General features: G+C 42.3%; 16 protein-coding genes. 4 read left to right on the top strand and 12 right to left on the bottom strand.

Annotation, left to right across the window (positions count from 1 at the left end; all coding sequences use genetic code 11):
- Nucleotide 1 precedes the first annotated feature (1 nt).
- Nucleotides 2-451 carry a VOC family protein gene (locus H6550_03360; GenBank protein MCB9045160.1) on the top strand — a complete coding sequence of 150 codons (450 nt, stop codon included), beginning with the start codon at nucleotides 2-4 and terminating at the stop codon, nucleotides 449-451.
- 140 nt (nucleotides 452-591) lie between these two features.
- Here the strand turns inward: H6550_03360 and H6550_03355 are convergent, their stop codons facing one another.
- The gene (locus H6550_03355) at nucleotides 592-1,353 is read right to left on the bottom strand and encodes a hypothetical protein (GenBank protein ID MCB9045159.1); all 762 of its coding nucleotides are present in this window, start codon (nucleotides 1,351-1,353) and stop codon (nucleotides 592-594) included.
- Between the two features lie 34 nt (nucleotides 1,354-1,387).
- Nucleotides 1,388-2,437 carry an oxidoreductase gene (locus H6550_03350; GenBank protein ID MCB9045158.1) on the bottom strand — a complete coding sequence of 350 codons (1,050 nt, stop codon included), beginning with the start codon at nucleotides 2,435-2,437 and terminating at the stop codon, nucleotides 1,388-1,390.
- A gap of 249 nt (nucleotides 2,438-2,686) precedes the next feature.
- On the opposite strand from H6550_03350, the gene H6550_03345 reads away from it, so the two are divergent.
- Nucleotides 2,687-4,480, top strand: coding sequence for a serine hydrolase (locus H6550_03345; GenBank protein MCB9045157.1), 1,794 nt, complete (start codon nucleotides 2,687-2,689; stop codon nucleotides 4,478-4,480).
- A gap of 49 nt (nucleotides 4,481-4,529) precedes the next feature.
- Here H6550_03345 and H6550_03340 read toward each other — a convergent pair whose 3' ends face one another.
- From H6550_03340 to crtI, 8 genes are all read right to left on the bottom strand, one after another.
- Nucleotides 4,530-4,958, bottom strand: a complete 429-nt coding sequence (locus tag H6550_03340) for a DUF1801 domain-containing protein (protein ID MCB9045156.1) — start codon at nucleotides 4,956-4,958, stop codon at nucleotides 4,530-4,532.
- Nucleotides 4,959-4,964: 6 nt separating this feature from the next.
- Nucleotides 4,965-6,665 (bottom strand): T9SS type A sorting domain-containing protein, encoded by a 1,701-nt coding sequence (locus tag H6550_03335; protein ID MCB9045155.1) that lies wholly within the window; start codon nucleotides 6,663-6,665, stop codon nucleotides 4,965-4,967.
- Nucleotides 6,666-6,835: 170 nt separating this feature from the next.
- Nucleotides 6,836-7,252 (bottom strand): SRPBCC domain-containing protein, encoded by a 417-nt coding sequence (locus H6550_03330; protein MCB9045154.1) that lies wholly within the window; start codon nucleotides 7,250-7,252, stop codon nucleotides 6,836-6,838.
- A 19-nt stretch (nucleotides 7,253-7,271) separates the two neighbouring features.
- The gene (gene idi, locus H6550_03325) at nucleotides 7,272-7,817 is read right to left on the bottom strand and encodes an isopentenyl-diphosphate Delta-isomerase (protein ID MCB9045153.1); all 546 of its coding nucleotides are present in this window, start codon (nucleotides 7,815-7,817) and stop codon (nucleotides 7,272-7,274) included.
- Nucleotides 7,814-8,560, bottom strand: coding sequence for a lycopene cyclase domain-containing protein (locus H6550_03320; GenBank protein ID MCB9045152.1), 747 nt, complete (start codon nucleotides 8,558-8,560; stop codon nucleotides 7,814-7,816). The genes idi and H6550_03320 overlap by 4 nt, the downstream gene beginning before the upstream one ends.
- Entirely contained in the window at nucleotides 8,553-9,029 is a 477-nt protein-coding gene (locus H6550_03315; GenBank protein ID MCB9045151.1) for a sterol desaturase family protein, read from the bottom strand. The genes H6550_03320 and H6550_03315 overlap by 8 nt, the downstream gene beginning before the upstream one ends.
- Nucleotides 9,026-9,862 (bottom strand): phytoene/squalene synthase family protein, encoded by an 837-nt coding sequence (locus H6550_03310; GenBank protein MCB9045150.1) that lies wholly within the window; start codon nucleotides 9,860-9,862, stop codon nucleotides 9,026-9,028. Before H6550_03310 ends, H6550_03315 begins: the two co-directional genes overlap by 4 nt.
- Nucleotides 9,843-11,339 carry a phytoene desaturase gene (gene crtI / locus H6550_03305; GenBank protein ID MCB9045149.1) on the bottom strand — a complete coding sequence of 499 codons (1,497 nt, stop codon included), beginning with the start codon at nucleotides 11,337-11,339 and terminating at the stop codon, nucleotides 9,843-9,845. The genes H6550_03310 and crtI overlap by 20 nt, the downstream gene beginning before the upstream one ends.
- A gap of 354 nt (nucleotides 11,340-11,693) precedes the next feature.
- Here crtI and H6550_03300 point away from each other — a divergent pair, with 354 nt between their 5' ends.
- Nucleotides 11,694-12,560 carry a hypothetical protein gene (locus H6550_03300; GenBank protein MCB9045148.1) on the top strand — a complete coding sequence of 289 codons (867 nt, stop codon included), beginning with the start codon at nucleotides 11,694-11,696 and terminating at the stop codon, nucleotides 12,558-12,560.
- Between the two features lie 102 nt (nucleotides 12,561-12,662).
- Nucleotides 12,663-13,553 carry a hypothetical protein gene (locus H6550_03295; protein MCB9045147.1) on the top strand — a complete coding sequence of 297 codons (891 nt, stop codon included), beginning with the start codon at nucleotides 12,663-12,665 and terminating at the stop codon, nucleotides 13,551-13,553.
- 28 nt (nucleotides 13,554-13,581) lie between these two features.
- On the opposite strand, the gene H6550_03290 is transcribed toward H6550_03295, so the two are convergent.
- On the bottom strand, nucleotides 13,582-13,824 hold the full coding sequence (locus H6550_03290; protein MCB9045146.1) for a DUF4342 domain-containing protein: 243 nt from the start codon (nucleotides 13,822-13,824) through the stop codon (nucleotides 13,582-13,584).
- Nucleotides 13,825-13,950: 126 nt separating this feature from the next.
- Nucleotides 13,951-14,721: a hypothetical protein gene (locus H6550_03285; GenBank protein ID MCB9045145.1), complete on the bottom strand. Its 771-nt coding sequence runs from the start codon at nucleotides 14,719-14,721 to the stop codon at nucleotides 13,951-13,953.
- Nucleotides 14,722-14,732: the final 11 nt, after the last annotated feature.

The following is a 14,732-nucleotide window of genomic DNA, read 5'->3' as shown; positions in this document are numbered from 1 at the left end:
AATGGCAGGAAACAGATCATTAGTCATGCACAATATGGGTATCGTTGTTGAGTCTCTCGACAAGGCGATCTCCTTCTTCGCTGAACTAGGCATGGAGCTGGAAGGGCGGACCATGATCGAAGGTGAATGGTCTGGCAGAGTTACCGGGCTGGGCGACCAGCATGTAGAGATCGCTATGATGGTGACGCCTGACGGCCACAACCGGATCGAGCTATCAAGATTTCTAACCCCTGCTACTATCTCAGATCACCGCACAGCACCGGTAAACGCCCTGGGCTATCTGCGCCTCATGTTTGCGGTTGAAGATCTTGATGATACGCTATCCAGGCTAAGCAGGCATGGCGCCGAGTTGGTTGGTGAAGTAGTAGAGTATGAGAACATATACAGGCTTTGCTACATTCGCGGAGTAGAAGGACTGCTTATAGGACTTGCAGAAGAACTGAAGAAATAACATGCTGCACATCAGATTGGAATAAACAACAGATTTTATTCCCGGACCAATGTGTTGTTTTTGTCTTTTGCAAATCGGGGGATTTGCGTCCTTTGCGACGTAGGCAGGCGACTATGCCGAACTGAGGGTTATCATTGTTACTATTTATGTTTGCTTCTCTGCTGCCAAATACTGTCCCTATATTGTTCAATAATCTCACCTGTAATCGGATCCTCTACATATATAGTATCTGCAATGTTGACCTTTTCATAATTCATTGCATTTTTCACAATAACGTGGATAGAATCTGTTTTACGTAACTCTCCGTCACAATCTTTCACGTAAATATTACCAAATATTAGTTTGTCATTATTTTTCAGCGTATGAAAAAAATCAATGGTTGCCTGGTCAATTCTCGGACCCTCAACCTTTCTGTTAAAAATTTGCTTGCCATTTCTGTATACAGCAATAACATAACTGCTAACCGGAAACCTCATATCAGCATGCAAATCCCCCGGAGCAATAATACCGAGTTGTGCTAAAATGACAGAATGATCCATTTCCCCTGAAGATTTACCGGCAAATTTCGGAGGCAGAACAGGCATTCTACGTACATAAAATTCAACACTATCAATATTTTCAGCAGTGTTGCCTACCTTTTTCTTTATGTAGATCATTGCAGGGCCTGCAACATTAGCATGATAGATATAATGGCCGATACCAAGATACTCATCCTGCTTAATGATTCCGTTATTAGTACTTAATAAAACCTCTGTTGCGGCAAGCCCTTCTACAGCAACTGTTATATGATTGCCAATACACAATCTTAAATTCTTTTCCATATCATTTTGAATCGCGACTACTTGAGCAATCCCAATTGTTGAGAACAAAGAATATAGAATCGTTAAAACAGACAATTTCATCTAAATGAAGATAATAATTTCTATATAGACACTACTAGTTCATCTCCATCACAGCCAGGCTGCCATTAGCCCCTGCCAGGAACATCTTGTCCTGATTGTAGGAAGGTTTAATAACATGAAAGCCTTTATCATCTGATAATGGTTCCCAATTCACTCCGTCATCGGTAGAAATATCTATACCAGAGGGGCCTACTGCAAAGGTTGCTACCGGCCTTTCTCTTTTTTGCCTGTCGCTTATATTGGCGAGGCATTCGCGGTAGCCACGTGTAGTAGTAACGGGTGCATGCCAAGTCTCTCCTTTATTGAGTGAATAGAAGAAATTAGCTTTTTTCAAAGTATCGTTACGGTAGTCACCTCCGGCTATGAGCCAGTGACCTACGCTGCGTCCATGTATAAATGAGAATATGCCCGTACTTGCTGAGGTTGCCAGCATAGGCGTGGGTATGCTACGCCAATGCCTGCCACGGTTGCGTGAGAACAACAGCCTGGATGTTTTTCCACCCACCGCCACAACCACTGCGCCATGCAGAAAACAACTGATGACCGTACCACTTGCAGCAAAAGAGGCCTCCCCTTCTGCCATTACGGGCCTTTGTTTTTCTTTACGTTCCTGCCATGTCTTACCACCATCGTTTGTATAGAGCAATAACATGCGCCCGCCTATCGGGTCGCCATGTATCAGTCCATGCTTCTTATCCCAGAAATCTACGCCATCTATAAAAGCTGCGCTGTCGTTGTTCTCATATACCTTCTGCCATGTGGTGCCTCCATCAGCCGTGTGTAGTATATAAGCGGGGCTACCCGCATTAGCAATTACAGCGTTGTTGGCATTGAAGGCGTATAATGTGCGGAAGTCGCAATGTTCATAACCCGGTACCTGTTGAAATGACCAGTTGTTACCGCCATCTATACTGCGCCCTATCCAGCCTTTGCTGCCGCTAACCCAAACCGAATTATCGCCGGCTACTGACAAGCCGCGAAAAGACGCGTCGGTTTTGGTATCTACATATCGCAAAGTATACTTCTGCCCATAAATAGAAGGAGAAAGAAACAATAGTATAAACATCAATACGGAGCAGCGCATACGGCAATTTACGGAATATATGTTCAGGGTATAATACAGTATTAATTGGTGAAGAACACCGGTAATAAAAAGGGAAACATAACGCAGGCTGTACTCCTAAAAACATATAAGCATGTATAATATTTATTTAGTAATATTATATATGGTTTGCCTTACTAATTTCAGATGGATATACACAACCTACGATAAGAATGTGCTTACCTGAAAAAATGTGCGGATGCAGCACTTAAATCTCTGCAAAAAAAGATAATGAAAAAGTGTCTCTTCGCTTTTCTACTCTGTGTGTCCGTGTCGGGAACACAAGCACAACAGTTCAATACCACACTGGCTACAATGTTGCAGGATACTTTGAATACCTATGTTGGACAGATATCTAATATCAAAGGCATGTCGGCAAGCGTATATGTACCGGGGCAAGGTATTTGGAATGGTGTAATCGGCAACTCCTACTCCGGTAGCCCGGTAACAAAAGATATGAGGATGGGCATAGCCAGCAATACCAAACTTTTTGTAGCTACCGTTATGCTGAAACTGGCAGAAAATAAGATCATTAGCCTGGATGATTCGCTAAGTAAATGGTTACCCACATATACCAATGTCAATCCGAATATTACTATAAGGCAGTTGCTCAATCATACCAGCGGAGTTTCAGATCCCATTTTTGTTGCTCCCTGGATGGACACTATCAATGACCATCCTACAAGAGTATTTACACCTACAGAAGTATTAAGTTGGCTGGGGCCGCCGATGTTTCAGGCAGGTACATCTTATGGATATTCAAACGTCAACTATATACTGGCAGGTATGATAGCAAAAAATGCAACCGGCTATCAGATCTCAAAGCTGATACGTGACAGCATTCTGACACCATTGAATATGGACAGCAGTTTTTATGACGTAGAAGAGGCTACCAACGGAACAATAGCACACCGATGGTGGAATAATATTGACTATAACGATACATCACGTGTAGGATTAAATACGGCAGGAGGGTGTGCGGGAGCTTTATTTTCTACAGGGTCAGAAATGGTACAATGGTATACAGCACTTTTTGACGGGCAGATCATCAATCAATCATCCTTAAATGAATTGACTGATTTTTTGCCTACCGGATCTCCAACATATCAATACGGGCTTGGATTCAGCCGCGAGACCACACAGGGACTTACCTACTGGGGACATGGAGGCAGCACATGGGGATACCGTAGCAAAATGATCTATGACTCCTGCCTGCATGTATCGGTATGCGGACTTACTAATTGTTACCCTTCAGGCATGGAAGCAGTTACTTACCTGCTTTACAGAGTCGTAAAAAATCATGTACCCGGTTGCAGTGGAAAGATAACGGGTGCGGCAACCGTTTGTTCAGGCACAGATTCTGTCAGCTATACAGTACCTGCTATTCCTAATGCCTCGTCATATATATGGGAACTTCCGGCGGGTGTAACAGGTAGTAGCAATACCAATACTATTAAAGTAAACTTCGGTACAAGTGCCACGTCGGGCAATATCATAGTAAGAGGTGTGAATAACTACGGGGCCGGAGGTTATTCTACTTTTAACATTACCGTTAATGCCAAGCCAATAACACCTGTTATTTCAATTTCAGGTAACATGCTTACATCAAATGCTCCGACAGGTAACCAGTGGTATAATTCAGGAGGCATAATAGCGGGTGCCACTTCCAATACTTATTATGCTACGACAAACGATGAATACTATTGTATAGTAACAAGATCAGGGTGCGTATCTGACACATCAAACAAACAACTTTTTACAGACATATCATCCGTTGACAATATCAACACATGGCAAATATATCCTAACCCTGCCGGAGATGATATTACTCTGAACACTACCGGCCTAACTACAACAAAACTGAGCCTGAATATTTATAACATTTTGGGTCGTGAAGTGAAAAATGAGGAAATAGTCGGGAACCTGCAGAAGATCAACATCTCTGCACTACCCGACGGGATATTTATAGTTGAACTCAGATCGGATGAGACCATATATAAACAACGTTTGATCATAAAAAGGTAGGTATGTTGCTTCCGTGTCAGATAACTGCAATTCTACCCAATTGTCATTCTCATTTATTTGAAACCTCAGCACCGTATCGTATAGCTGCTTCCAGTGCGGATACATCTATATCCTTCAGCTTACGGAAGCGGATGCAATACCCCGTCACTTTTGCCTTACCGATCTTTGGCCCGTATTCACGGGCCAGTAGTGCCTTATCTTCAATACCCAGAATATACACCGAGATACCAGTAGCGTTTGCACACATGCCTATCTGAAAGAACTCTTTGGTTTTTCCATCGGCATATTTTATCGTCTGTTCTCCATACCCGATGGTGGGGTTGGTGACCGTTTCATTCTTGTCGTTCTTACCTGTATCGAACCACAACTTACAGCCAGGCAGCACTTTGAGTATGCGGTCGTGCAACTCCTTCATATCACCACGCTTAGGTTCAGGCTGGCTTTCAATATTATCTTTTATCTGCTGCTCTATTGTCATGTTGGTTTATTCCTCTATGGTTATCCTGGTACGGTAGATATTCTGCCCTTGTGTGATGTGTACCAGGTATATACCCGCAACATGATCAATCATACGAACTGATATTTTGTTACTACCTTCTTTCGTGTCATTGTACACCACTCTGCCGTCCAGGCCTGTGACCACTATGTTGGCCACTTCTTTCGTTGGCAGATCAATAGTGAATGAACCGTTGCTCGGATTGGGATAAATGGTAACCGGGCTTTCAATATCTACGGTATTAATAGCAGTAGGCACCTGTATGGTATCGCATACCCAGGTATATATAAATGGTGCGGCCGCGCACTTTGTACGTGCACATATCTTGTATGTTGATCCCGGAACAAGTCCAGTCAGGCTTAATATATTAGATGTAGTTACTGTTCCTTTTGTTGGCGGAGTTGACTGGATGAGTTCTACGTAATACTCGTAGCCTAATGCGCCCGGCACAGCAGGCCAGTTAACCGTTGCGGTAGTAGGGGAAGTAGCCTTTGCCACTACTGAATCTAACTGTGCGCATAGTGGTGGTGGTGTAACCAACTGGCAACCTGTATCGCTGGTAAGTATCGGCATATAAGTGATCTTGCCGGACGAGAAGTTATCATAATAATCATAAATAGAAGAGTCTATACCCGGAATAGAGGTGGTACCCCACCAATTATACTTCAGTGTAAAATCAGCTGTATAATTCTCTTTGAAATTGTATGACAAGTTATTTGTAAGGCAATTATTGGTAATCACAAGACTGTCGGGATAACTTGGCGTATTAGATGCACCGCTATTCCGGTCGATACCGATATCGTTGTAGGCAATTGTATTACCTGATATAGTGCATAGGTCTAAATCCCATATCTGTAAACCCCGGGTGTTGTATATAAACAGGTTATTAGAAATAGGTGCATTCTTAGTTCTGGAAAAGCCTGAAATGTTGGTGGGTGAATTGCGGAAAGTGAGCCCGGCGTAGGAGTTCCCTTTAAAAGTATTCCACCTGACATCAGGACTTTGCTCATAATCAGACAGACTGAGGCCCGTTTCATTGTAATTAAATTCATTATTTTGTACAGTCAACCCTTTATAACTTTCATCCTCGCAACCAACAATATTGTCCGATATAATACAGTTTGTAAGTGCTCCTGTGGCATACCTGCTAAAATTATACAGCCCTTTGCCATTCTCTGTTACCAGGCAGTTATTGATATTAAAATAGCAATCAACAGCCGGGGCAAAAACATGAGTTTCAACTGCGACACTATTATGCTTAAATACAGATTGACTGACATTTAAACTCGGCCCTTCAGAGTAGATAGCATATAGCGCATATTCAAACCTGCAATACTTAAAGCTGCTCGTATCATGGATGCCTTTTAACCTGAGTGTGATACCACGCCACTGTGCGTAATATAAAGGGTCGTTTATTTTATGCGCAAGAAAATAAATGCTGTCGGTAGTATTACCCTCAGCTATGAGCTTACCATCTACATAAAAGAACTTGCCACTATCCACCAAAACGGTAACGCCCGGCTGTATGACAAGTGTAACGTTTGAGTCAACAGAAAGGTCTCCATCCACAATATAGGGGCTATTGGCTTTGGTCCATGTTGTATTGGTTGAAATAATGCCACTTACATTAGTGGTTGCGTGTGCTTTTATGATGCTAAAACAAAACAGGAGTAACAGAATCTGTTTCATAGGTTATCATTTATATAAATATACATTAAATATTAATGTGCGTAACATTCTCAATGATTATAATCCATTTAAAATTTACCCGGGGCAATTCCTACCCAAAAACTAATAAATCATTAAATGAAAAGCCACCTTGTAGAGGTGGCTTTTCATTTAATATCTTTTCAGTCGAGCTACAAACTTTCAGTATACTTTACATAATTGTTGAGTATGGCCTGCCAGCCGCCCTGCTGCATTTCTACAGGGTTCACCTGCTCGGGGTCGAACATGGTGGTCACCAATGTTTTGCCACCCTTGTCTTCGAAGGTTGTTTTCACCTTTCGGCCATCGCCTAAGGTATAGCTGAGGTCGCGGTGCTCATTCACATCGTCGTATACACCTCCAAAGTCGAAACCGAAGCTGCCATCCTTAGCCTCCATACGTGCGGTGTATTGACCACCGGGGCGCAGGTCGTTCGATGCTGAAGGACAACACCAGTCGTCTGAAGCGAAATTCCATTTCGTGATGTGTTCGGGATCAGTATAAGTATCCCATGCTGTTGCTATGTCTGCCGCAACAGTTGCATCTATGGTTATCATTGTCTTTTCCATGTTACAATATTACAGCTTTTTATGCTGCAGTTCCTGCGCGCTCTTCTGCATGAGCCATAAAAAGAGGTAAGGCTAATTTAAGCCAGGCCGTGTAGGATTGTGGGTCTTCCTCTACACGTTGCAGTAATGTATTTACAGGCACAAACTCATAATCCTTCACTTCGTCCGGGTTTATGTTCGGCACCTTGTCTGTGTAACCTGTGTATATATGGTCGTACTCGTTCTCGATGAGGCCATTGCCTACATCAGCTTTGTATCGGAAGGCAAAGGCTTTTTCTATATCACAATCAAAACCCAGCTCTTCTTTCAGCCTGCGGTGTGCGGCAGCATATGTGCTTTCTCCCTTACGGGGGTGCGAGCAACATGTGTTACTCCATAAGCCCGGAGAATGGTATTTGTGGTCAGCACGTTGCTGTATCAGCAACTCGTTGTTACTGTTGAAGACGAATACTGAGAAAGCTCTGTGCAATAGCCCGTCTTTATGTGCCTGCATCTTATCGGCCAGGCCCATCCATTCGTCCTGCTCGTTCACCAGTATTACTTTTTCCTGTTCTGCACTGTTCATTTTACCTGTTTTAAAGTGTAGTTTTTATGTGTGTCATAACTGCCTGTCATTTGTTTAGCAAACCGCTCTTTTATCCATTCATATCCACCGATATTGAGCAAGAGCAGCAACATGGCATAAAAACAATCCTCTAACGGGATTGTAAATATCCGAAAATTCAGATTATGCGCATTATTGTACCATACTATAGGGATATCGAGGGTACTGCCTGTGAGTATGCCATTGGATATAAAAAAAGGTACCAACATGATGGCATATACCACGAAAAACCTGTCGAGCCAGAGGGTGGAACGACGCGCCATACCCACCAGCAAAGCACTAAGCAGGAAGAATGTTACTGAAGAGTATAACCTGTCAATATATAACAACGCTGTAACACTAAGGGCGGCAGCAAGCACATATGACAACAACGCAGCAAGCAGCGGGAAAGATGTTTTGACATATGATGCGAATACATAGTAGGTGTAAGTACATGCATAGGGAATGCAGATGAAGAACAGCACCTCCTCGATGGGCAGGTTGTACAATTTAATGCCGGTTATATAGTCGGGGTTGAAGCCCCAGATACCCATATCGGTAAAGATAGCGTCCCATGCCAGGAACAAGGCTGAGACGAGGAGGTTGGCGGGCAGGTAGTATTTCCACTGCCTGTAAAAAGGTGAGCGTGGATGGAAAGAAGCTACCAGCGGCACAATAATGCACAGCAGATCTATCAGCAGATATGTGTAATTTTTATCAGGCACTTCTTTTCCTGTTTAGCTCTTCTTTAAAATATTTCACCGGCACCCATAACATACCAAAACACTCTCCTTGTTCTTTGCCCAAATGTTTATGATGCATCTTGTGCGCACGTCGTATTGCGCGCAGGTAAAAATTATCCGTATGTTTCAGCCATTTGAAACGCTGGTGGATAAAAATATCATGTACAAAAAAGTAGGTGAACCCATAAATAGTAATACCTATCCCTGCAAACAACAATATCCTGAGTGGCGGTGCAAAAGTTCCTATTGCCATAAGCGCTATTCCCGGAAGCGCGAAAATGAGAAAGAAATAATCGTTTTTTTCGAAAAAAGAGTCTGAGGTCTTGGTATGGTGGTCTTCGTGCAAGTTCCACAGTGCGCCGTGCATCAGGTATTTGTGCGCCAGCCAGGCTACTCCTTCCATGCTTATAGCTGCGGTAATGGTAGTTAATATGTAAATGGCTGTCATCATACCAGGTGCAGACTATGTTTGAAATAAGAAGTAAATAATAACGCAAGCTTAGCATAATTAGGTATACGTATACGCTGCTGCATAATGCTGTGCGACGGCAGGGAACGTATCTTAAGGAACAGTTGCTTATAATATACAAAGGCCACATAGACACCAAAACGAGAACTGTCAGGCAGTTGTTTGATACCCTCTAAAGCAACATTAAAATCCTGTTCTATCTCATTTTCTATGTGCAGTTTGTCCTGCATAGAGAAGTTACTCATGTTCACACCCGGGAAATATGTCCTGCCCAGTGCTTCATAATCGTCTTTAATATCACGCAGGAAGTTGACTTTCTGCAGGGCTGCTCCCAGTCTCATTGCTGCCGGTTTCAGTTTTTGGTACAGTGTTTCATCTCCTTCTGTAAACACACGCAGGCACATAAGTCCAACCACTTCTGCTGAACCAAGAATGTACTCATCGTAGCTCATCCTGTTGTGTGCCGACTGGTCCAGATCCATCTCCATACTATTCAGGAAACAGTCTATCAGCTCCCATTCAATATTATAGTCGTGCACCACCTTCTGAAAACTGTTCAACACAGGATTAATACTGATACCCCGTTCAATTGCTTTAACAGTATCTTCCCTGAATTCACGAAGCAGCGCCTCCTTGTCGTAATCATGAAAAGTATCTACTATCTCATCGGCAAAGCGCACAAAACCGTAAATGTTATAGATAGGCTGGCGCAAGCGTTTGCCGAGGCAAAGAATACCTAACGAAAAGCTATTACTATACGCCTTGGTCGTTATCCTGCTTGTGGTGTCTGATATGTTATCGAACAACTGCTTCATAAGGTTTCTTTTTGAGTGTTTTAAGCGCTTCTGTCGCTGCCAGTTTGCCGGATATTAAAGCCGGCGGCACGCCGGGACCAGGCACGGTTAACTGGCCTGTATACAACAGGTTGGGTACTTTTTTATTTCTTAATGATGGTTTTAATATTGCTGTCTGTCGCAGTGTATTGGCCAGCCCGTATGCATTGCCCTTATATGCATGATAATCCTGCATGAAATCCTTGAGGCAGTAGCTTTTTTTATACACTACATGTTCAGCAATGTTATCGCTGCAATGTTTTTCTATTCTTTTAACTACTTCCGGGAAATATTTTTCTCTCATTTCGGGCGTATCTTCTATGCCCGGTGCAATGGGTATAAGTATGAACAGGTTCTCCTGCCCCTCAGGTGCTACGCTATCATCGGTCTTTGAAGGGCAGCAAACATAGAATAACGGATCTTGCGGCCAATCAGGATTTTTATATATATCTTTCGAATGTTGCTCAAAGTCTGCGTCGAAAAACAAGTTGTGATGCTGAAGTTTCTTGACCTTTTTATTAACGCCTACATAGTATATCAGGCACGAAGGGGCGAAAGTTTTTTTATCCCAATATTTTTCGTCATAATTCCGGTATTGTTCTTCCAGCATGTGCTGTTCTACGTAGTGATAGTCTCCTGATGCTATTACAGCATCAGTCTTTCTGAAACCATCAGAGGTAGTGATACCCCGAACTTTACCATCAATGACATTTATTTCGTTTACCGGACTACTGGTATGTATCTCCACCCCCAGCGAGCGCGCCAGATCTTCCATTGCCATTACGATCTTACTCATACCACCCATAGGATACCATGTGCCTTGTGTAAGTGCCGCATGGTTCATCAAAGTATAGAGAGCGGGAATATCTTTGGCCATAGCACCAAGGAAGAGTATCGGAAACTCCATCAGTTGCATCAACCGCGGGTCTTTGAAATAGGTACGCACATGACTGCTGACCGACTTGAACAGGTGCGCACCCATAATACCCTTCAGCACATCATAGTTGATATACTCCGTTACAGACAGCCCGGGCTTATATACCAGGTCTGTCATACCTACTTTGTATTTATAGTCCGCGTCATTAAGAAATGCGGTAAGACGCGCGGAACAACCCGGTTCTATTTCTTCAAATACGTTGTACAGTTCTTCTTTATTTGCCGGAACAGTTAGCGGCTCACCTTCTTTAAAAAACACCTGGAAACCCGGATCAAGCTGTACAAGCTCATAGTAGTCGGACACCTGTTTGCCAAAGTCTGCAAAGAAACGTTCAAATACATCCGGCATCCAATACCAGCTGGGCCCCATGTCGAACATAAAACCCTCATCGGTGTAATGCCTGGCCCTGCCGCCTATAGTTGCATTCTTCTCATACAAAGACACTTTAGCCCCTGCTTTTGCCACATAACATGCCGCAGCTAAACCTGAAAATCCGCCTCCTATAACAGTAACATTATCCATAATCCCGAAAGGTGATAAACAGGATTCACAGATTAAGGTTGAAGGCAAAAAGGTGCCCGAAACCCAATTCCAACTGATTGATTAACCTTTGTTTCAAAAACAAAACTGAAACTTCAACAAAAAGCCCTGTTTATGTGCCGGGGTTATATACGCATAGGAATTAATTATAGATTGCCTGCTTACAATTGAGCACCTCCTTTTTCAATAGTCCAATACAAATACTCAATTCTATAGTGTATTTCATTAAAAATTAACTGATTAACGATTTTTAGCACGGTATTTGTGGCGGTATTGCTTGCACTAATATTAAAAAATCATTACGTTTACGTTATCACATCTAAAACTATACCTCAAATGAAGAAAGTTCTCATTGCGGCAGCGGCGCTGTCATTGACGTTCGGTTCCTCCTGTACAAAGCAAACTTCAACTTTGCCCCCGGTAACCGATACCGTTTATATTGATTCTAACGCAGGCAAAGTGCCCATAGATACCAGTACTACCATTTCCGGTATCAGAGACATCAGGATCAACCCGTGGGGTACAGCATCTGCATCAATAACTGTTAACCGCAACAGCGGACTGGAGCAGAAGGTATCTATGATGATATCAGGCGTTCCGGAAAATGCCATGGCAAAATTCAGTTCTGAATCAGGTTATACTTCATTCAATACAACCCTGATGATAGAAGCTATGTTCCTGAAACGTGGCACCTATCCATTGACGGTTGCCAGCAAGACTGAAAAAGGTAAAACAACAGATTATACGATCAACCTGACCGTTGATACATTGACTACGAAAGAGAGCAACGCAATGCTGTACTCTAGTTTGTCTAATCCACTATCGTCAAAAGACACAACAACGGATAGTGTACTATACACTACTACCTACATTTATAATAACATCGCAGAATCTCAACTATACCTAAGAAGTCTGCTTTTGGCATATAATGACCTTACCTCAAAAAGATATGTCAGCTATAGTGCAACAACTTCGTATCATATCAAGATCAATTTCGATAGCGAAACAGGCATGTTAACTATACCTGACCAACTGATAGAAGGTCGTACAATAACCAATGGCAATATGGCTACATTTACCGTAAAAGGAGAAGGGAAGATCGACCTGAAAAAGAATATGGCTGAAATTCTGTACACGACCTCTTATGATGATGGCACCGGCATAGTGACTCAATCGTACAAACTGGTTACTCCACTGCTATAATTTTATTAATCACATTTAAAAAAACTCCCGTTCAATACGGGAGTTTTTTATAAATTGTATAGTTAATTACGTATTCATCTATCATTTACCAAACTTTATATTATGAAAAAAATCCTCGTAACCTTATGCCTGGTAGTATTATTTCTTGGTTCATGCCAGAAAAAACAAAGTACCATTTTACCGCCCGTCACAGATACTGTATATATTGATACCACATCTATAGATACCAGAAGTGTTATTATTTCAGAGTTGAGAGACTTTAGCGTTCCTTCATGGGGCACCGGCTCTCTGACCATTGCTATAAAACCTAAAACAGGTTCAGGCCAGAAGGTAGACTTATCATTATCAGAGCCCCCGGCAAAGGCAAACATAAAACTAAGCAGTGCATCCGGTTTTGCACCATACAATACAGACATTATTGTTGAAAGCTTCTTTCTGAAACCAGGGCCACACCCTTTGAAAATCACCTGCAAAACTTCAAACAAGGAAGTAATAGAATATACGGTCAATATCGTTTCAGATACTATAACAGACAGCGCTTGCTACGATAGATTTTACAGTTTAATTGAAAAAACAATTATAGTCACAGATGTCTTAACTGAAAGTGTTGTTAATCATTATACAACCAATATTACAATTCGATATTACAGTTACCCATACTACATACCTGAACTATCGCTCTACATCAATTCTATCCCATTGAGCTTAAGCTCAAATGCGGCAAAATCATATACCAGTGTAAACTCATCGTCATTGCCGGGTGAAGTACAATTCAAAATTAACCCCGGAACAGGAGCCATCACTATTGATGAACAAACGGTACGCGGGCGATCAGTAACAAGTGATTATAAAGACTTTAAGATAAAAGGAACCGGACAAGTTGACCTTTTGAAAAACAGCTACAACATCACATATACTACTACTTATGTTGATTCTGGCAACACTGTTACAACCAGCTACCGGCTGGAAGGAACTTTGAGAAACGAACATTAATAAAAAAAGCCGCTACATAGCGGCTTTTTTATTCTTCTTCTCTTTCTACTGCAATGGTACAATCACCTACAAGGGCAGCCAGTGCTCCTACCGCTGCCAGTATCGGTGCCAGCAAAGCACCCACAACACCAATGGTAAGCGGGAAACTCATCAACTCTTTACCTTCATGATCTTTTATTGTCACTTTGCGAACATTACCTTCAGCTATCAGTTCTTTTATCTTTTTCACTAATTGCTCACCGTGTACTTCAAATGTTTCTTTCATACTCATAATAATGGATTTAATGCTTCAAAGTTGAGTCATCAGGTTATCCTAAAAAATGAGTTTTGTCATGTCTTACAACGAAAAGCCCCTGCCAATGCAGGGGCTTTTCGTTATTCTATTATTCATTTTGCATTATCCGCTTATCTTGGCCAGTTTCACTATCTGCCCGTCTGGCTTTAACTCATATAATAACATACCGCCCTGCACCATGCATATCAGCATATTATTGTAGGGTATTACGTCATAATAAGTATCGTCAAAGTATTTTTGTTTCAACGTAGGATAGTAGGGTTGTGATATATCATAGAGGCTCAGCCCGTTGCTACCGTTACATACATACAGAGTTTTACCAACCATACCCAGCCCCCACGGGCTCTCTAATGGCACAACATTCCTTTCTACCGGGTTCAGTACATGTTGCACGTCATATACATACAATGCGTTTTGCGTACCACCACACGTGGTTCCGCTACGTACAGTCACATATGCTATCGTATCGTTGGCCACCACGGGATCGCAGGCACGTACGTGGCTGGCAATACCCAGTTTGGTTGGCTTGGATGCGTCAGCTATTGAATAAACATACATGGCATTCTGAGAACCGATGAACAGTTTATCCTTATAGCTGTAAATAGTTTCTATATCCTCGCCCAGTATCTGTGTACTGGTCAATTTAGGCGATGCCGGATTAGCTAAGGAATAAGCATGTAGTTTCAGGTCGTCAACCACATACAGGTAACCTTGTGCAATGGTAAACCTCGCTAACGAGCCCCCTTTACCTGAGCCACCATTATCTACGGATGCAGGTTCAGAAGTAGATGAACCAACCGAATTGGATGCTTTATCGCAGGAACTGATAAATGCTATAAGAGCTACAAAAAGTATATATTTAAAAGACTTCATGATCGTTGTTT

The sequence above is a fragment of the Chitinophagales bacterium genome, from assembly GCA_020636495.1.
GTDB lineage: Bacteria > Bacteroidota > Bacteroidia > Chitinophagales > Chitinophagaceae > UBA5543.
The sequence above is the reverse complement of the archived record's forward strand: the minus strand, read 5'-3'. Positions and strand labels throughout refer to the sequence as shown.

Bases quoted from the DNA above. Each gene is read 5' to 3' on its own strand.
- H6550_03360 (MCB9045160.1), top strand. From the start codon at position 2: ATGGCAGGAAACAGATCATTAGTCATGCACAATATGGGTATCGTTGTT.
- H6550_03355 (MCB9045159.1), bottom strand. From the start codon at position 1,353: ATGAAATTGTCTGTTTTAACGATTCTATATTCTTTGTTCTCAACAATT.
- H6550_03350 (MCB9045158.1), bottom strand. From the start codon at position 2,437: ATGCGCTGCTCCGTATTGATGTTTATACTATTGTTTCTTTCTCCTTCT.
- H6550_03345 (MCB9045157.1), top strand. From the start codon at position 2,687: ATGAAAAAGTGTCTCTTCGCTTTTCTACTCTGTGTGTCCGTGTCGGGA.
- H6550_03340 (MCB9045156.1), bottom strand. From the start codon at position 4,958: ATGACAATAGAGCAGCAGATAAAAGATAATATTGAAAGCCAGCCTGAA.
- H6550_03335 (MCB9045155.1), bottom strand. From the start codon at position 6,665: ATGAAACAGATTCTGTTACTCCTGTTTTGTTTTAGCATCATAAAAGCA.
- H6550_03330 (MCB9045154.1), bottom strand. From the start codon at position 7,252: ATGGAAAAGACAATGATAACCATAGATGCAACTGTTGCGGCAGACATA.
- idi (MCB9045153.1), bottom strand. From the start codon at position 7,817: ATGAACAGTGCAGAACAGGAAAAAGTAATACTGGTGAACGAGCAGGAC.
- H6550_03315 (MCB9045151.1), bottom strand. From the start codon at position 9,029: ATGATGACAGCCATTTACATATTAACTACCATTACCGCAGCTATAAGC.
- H6550_03310 (MCB9045150.1), bottom strand. From the start codon at position 9,862: ATGAAGCAGTTGTTCGATAACATATCAGACACCACAAGCAGGATAACG.
- crtI (MCB9045149.1), bottom strand. From the start codon at position 11,339: ATGGATAATGTTACTGTTATAGGAGGCGGATTTTCAGGTTTAGCTGCG.
- H6550_03300 (MCB9045148.1), top strand. From the start codon at position 11,694: ATGAAGAAAGTTCTCATTGCGGCAGCGGCGCTGTCATTGACGTTCGGT.
- H6550_03295 (MCB9045147.1), top strand. From the start codon at position 12,663: ATGAAAAAAATCCTCGTAACCTTATGCCTGGTAGTATTATTTCTTGGT.
- H6550_03290 (MCB9045146.1), bottom strand. From the start codon at position 13,824: ATGAGTATGAAAGAAACATTTGAAGTACACGGTGAGCAATTAGTGAAA.
- H6550_03285 (MCB9045145.1), bottom strand. From the start codon at position 14,721: ATGAAGTCTTTTAAATATATACTTTTTGTAGCTCTTATAGCATTTATC.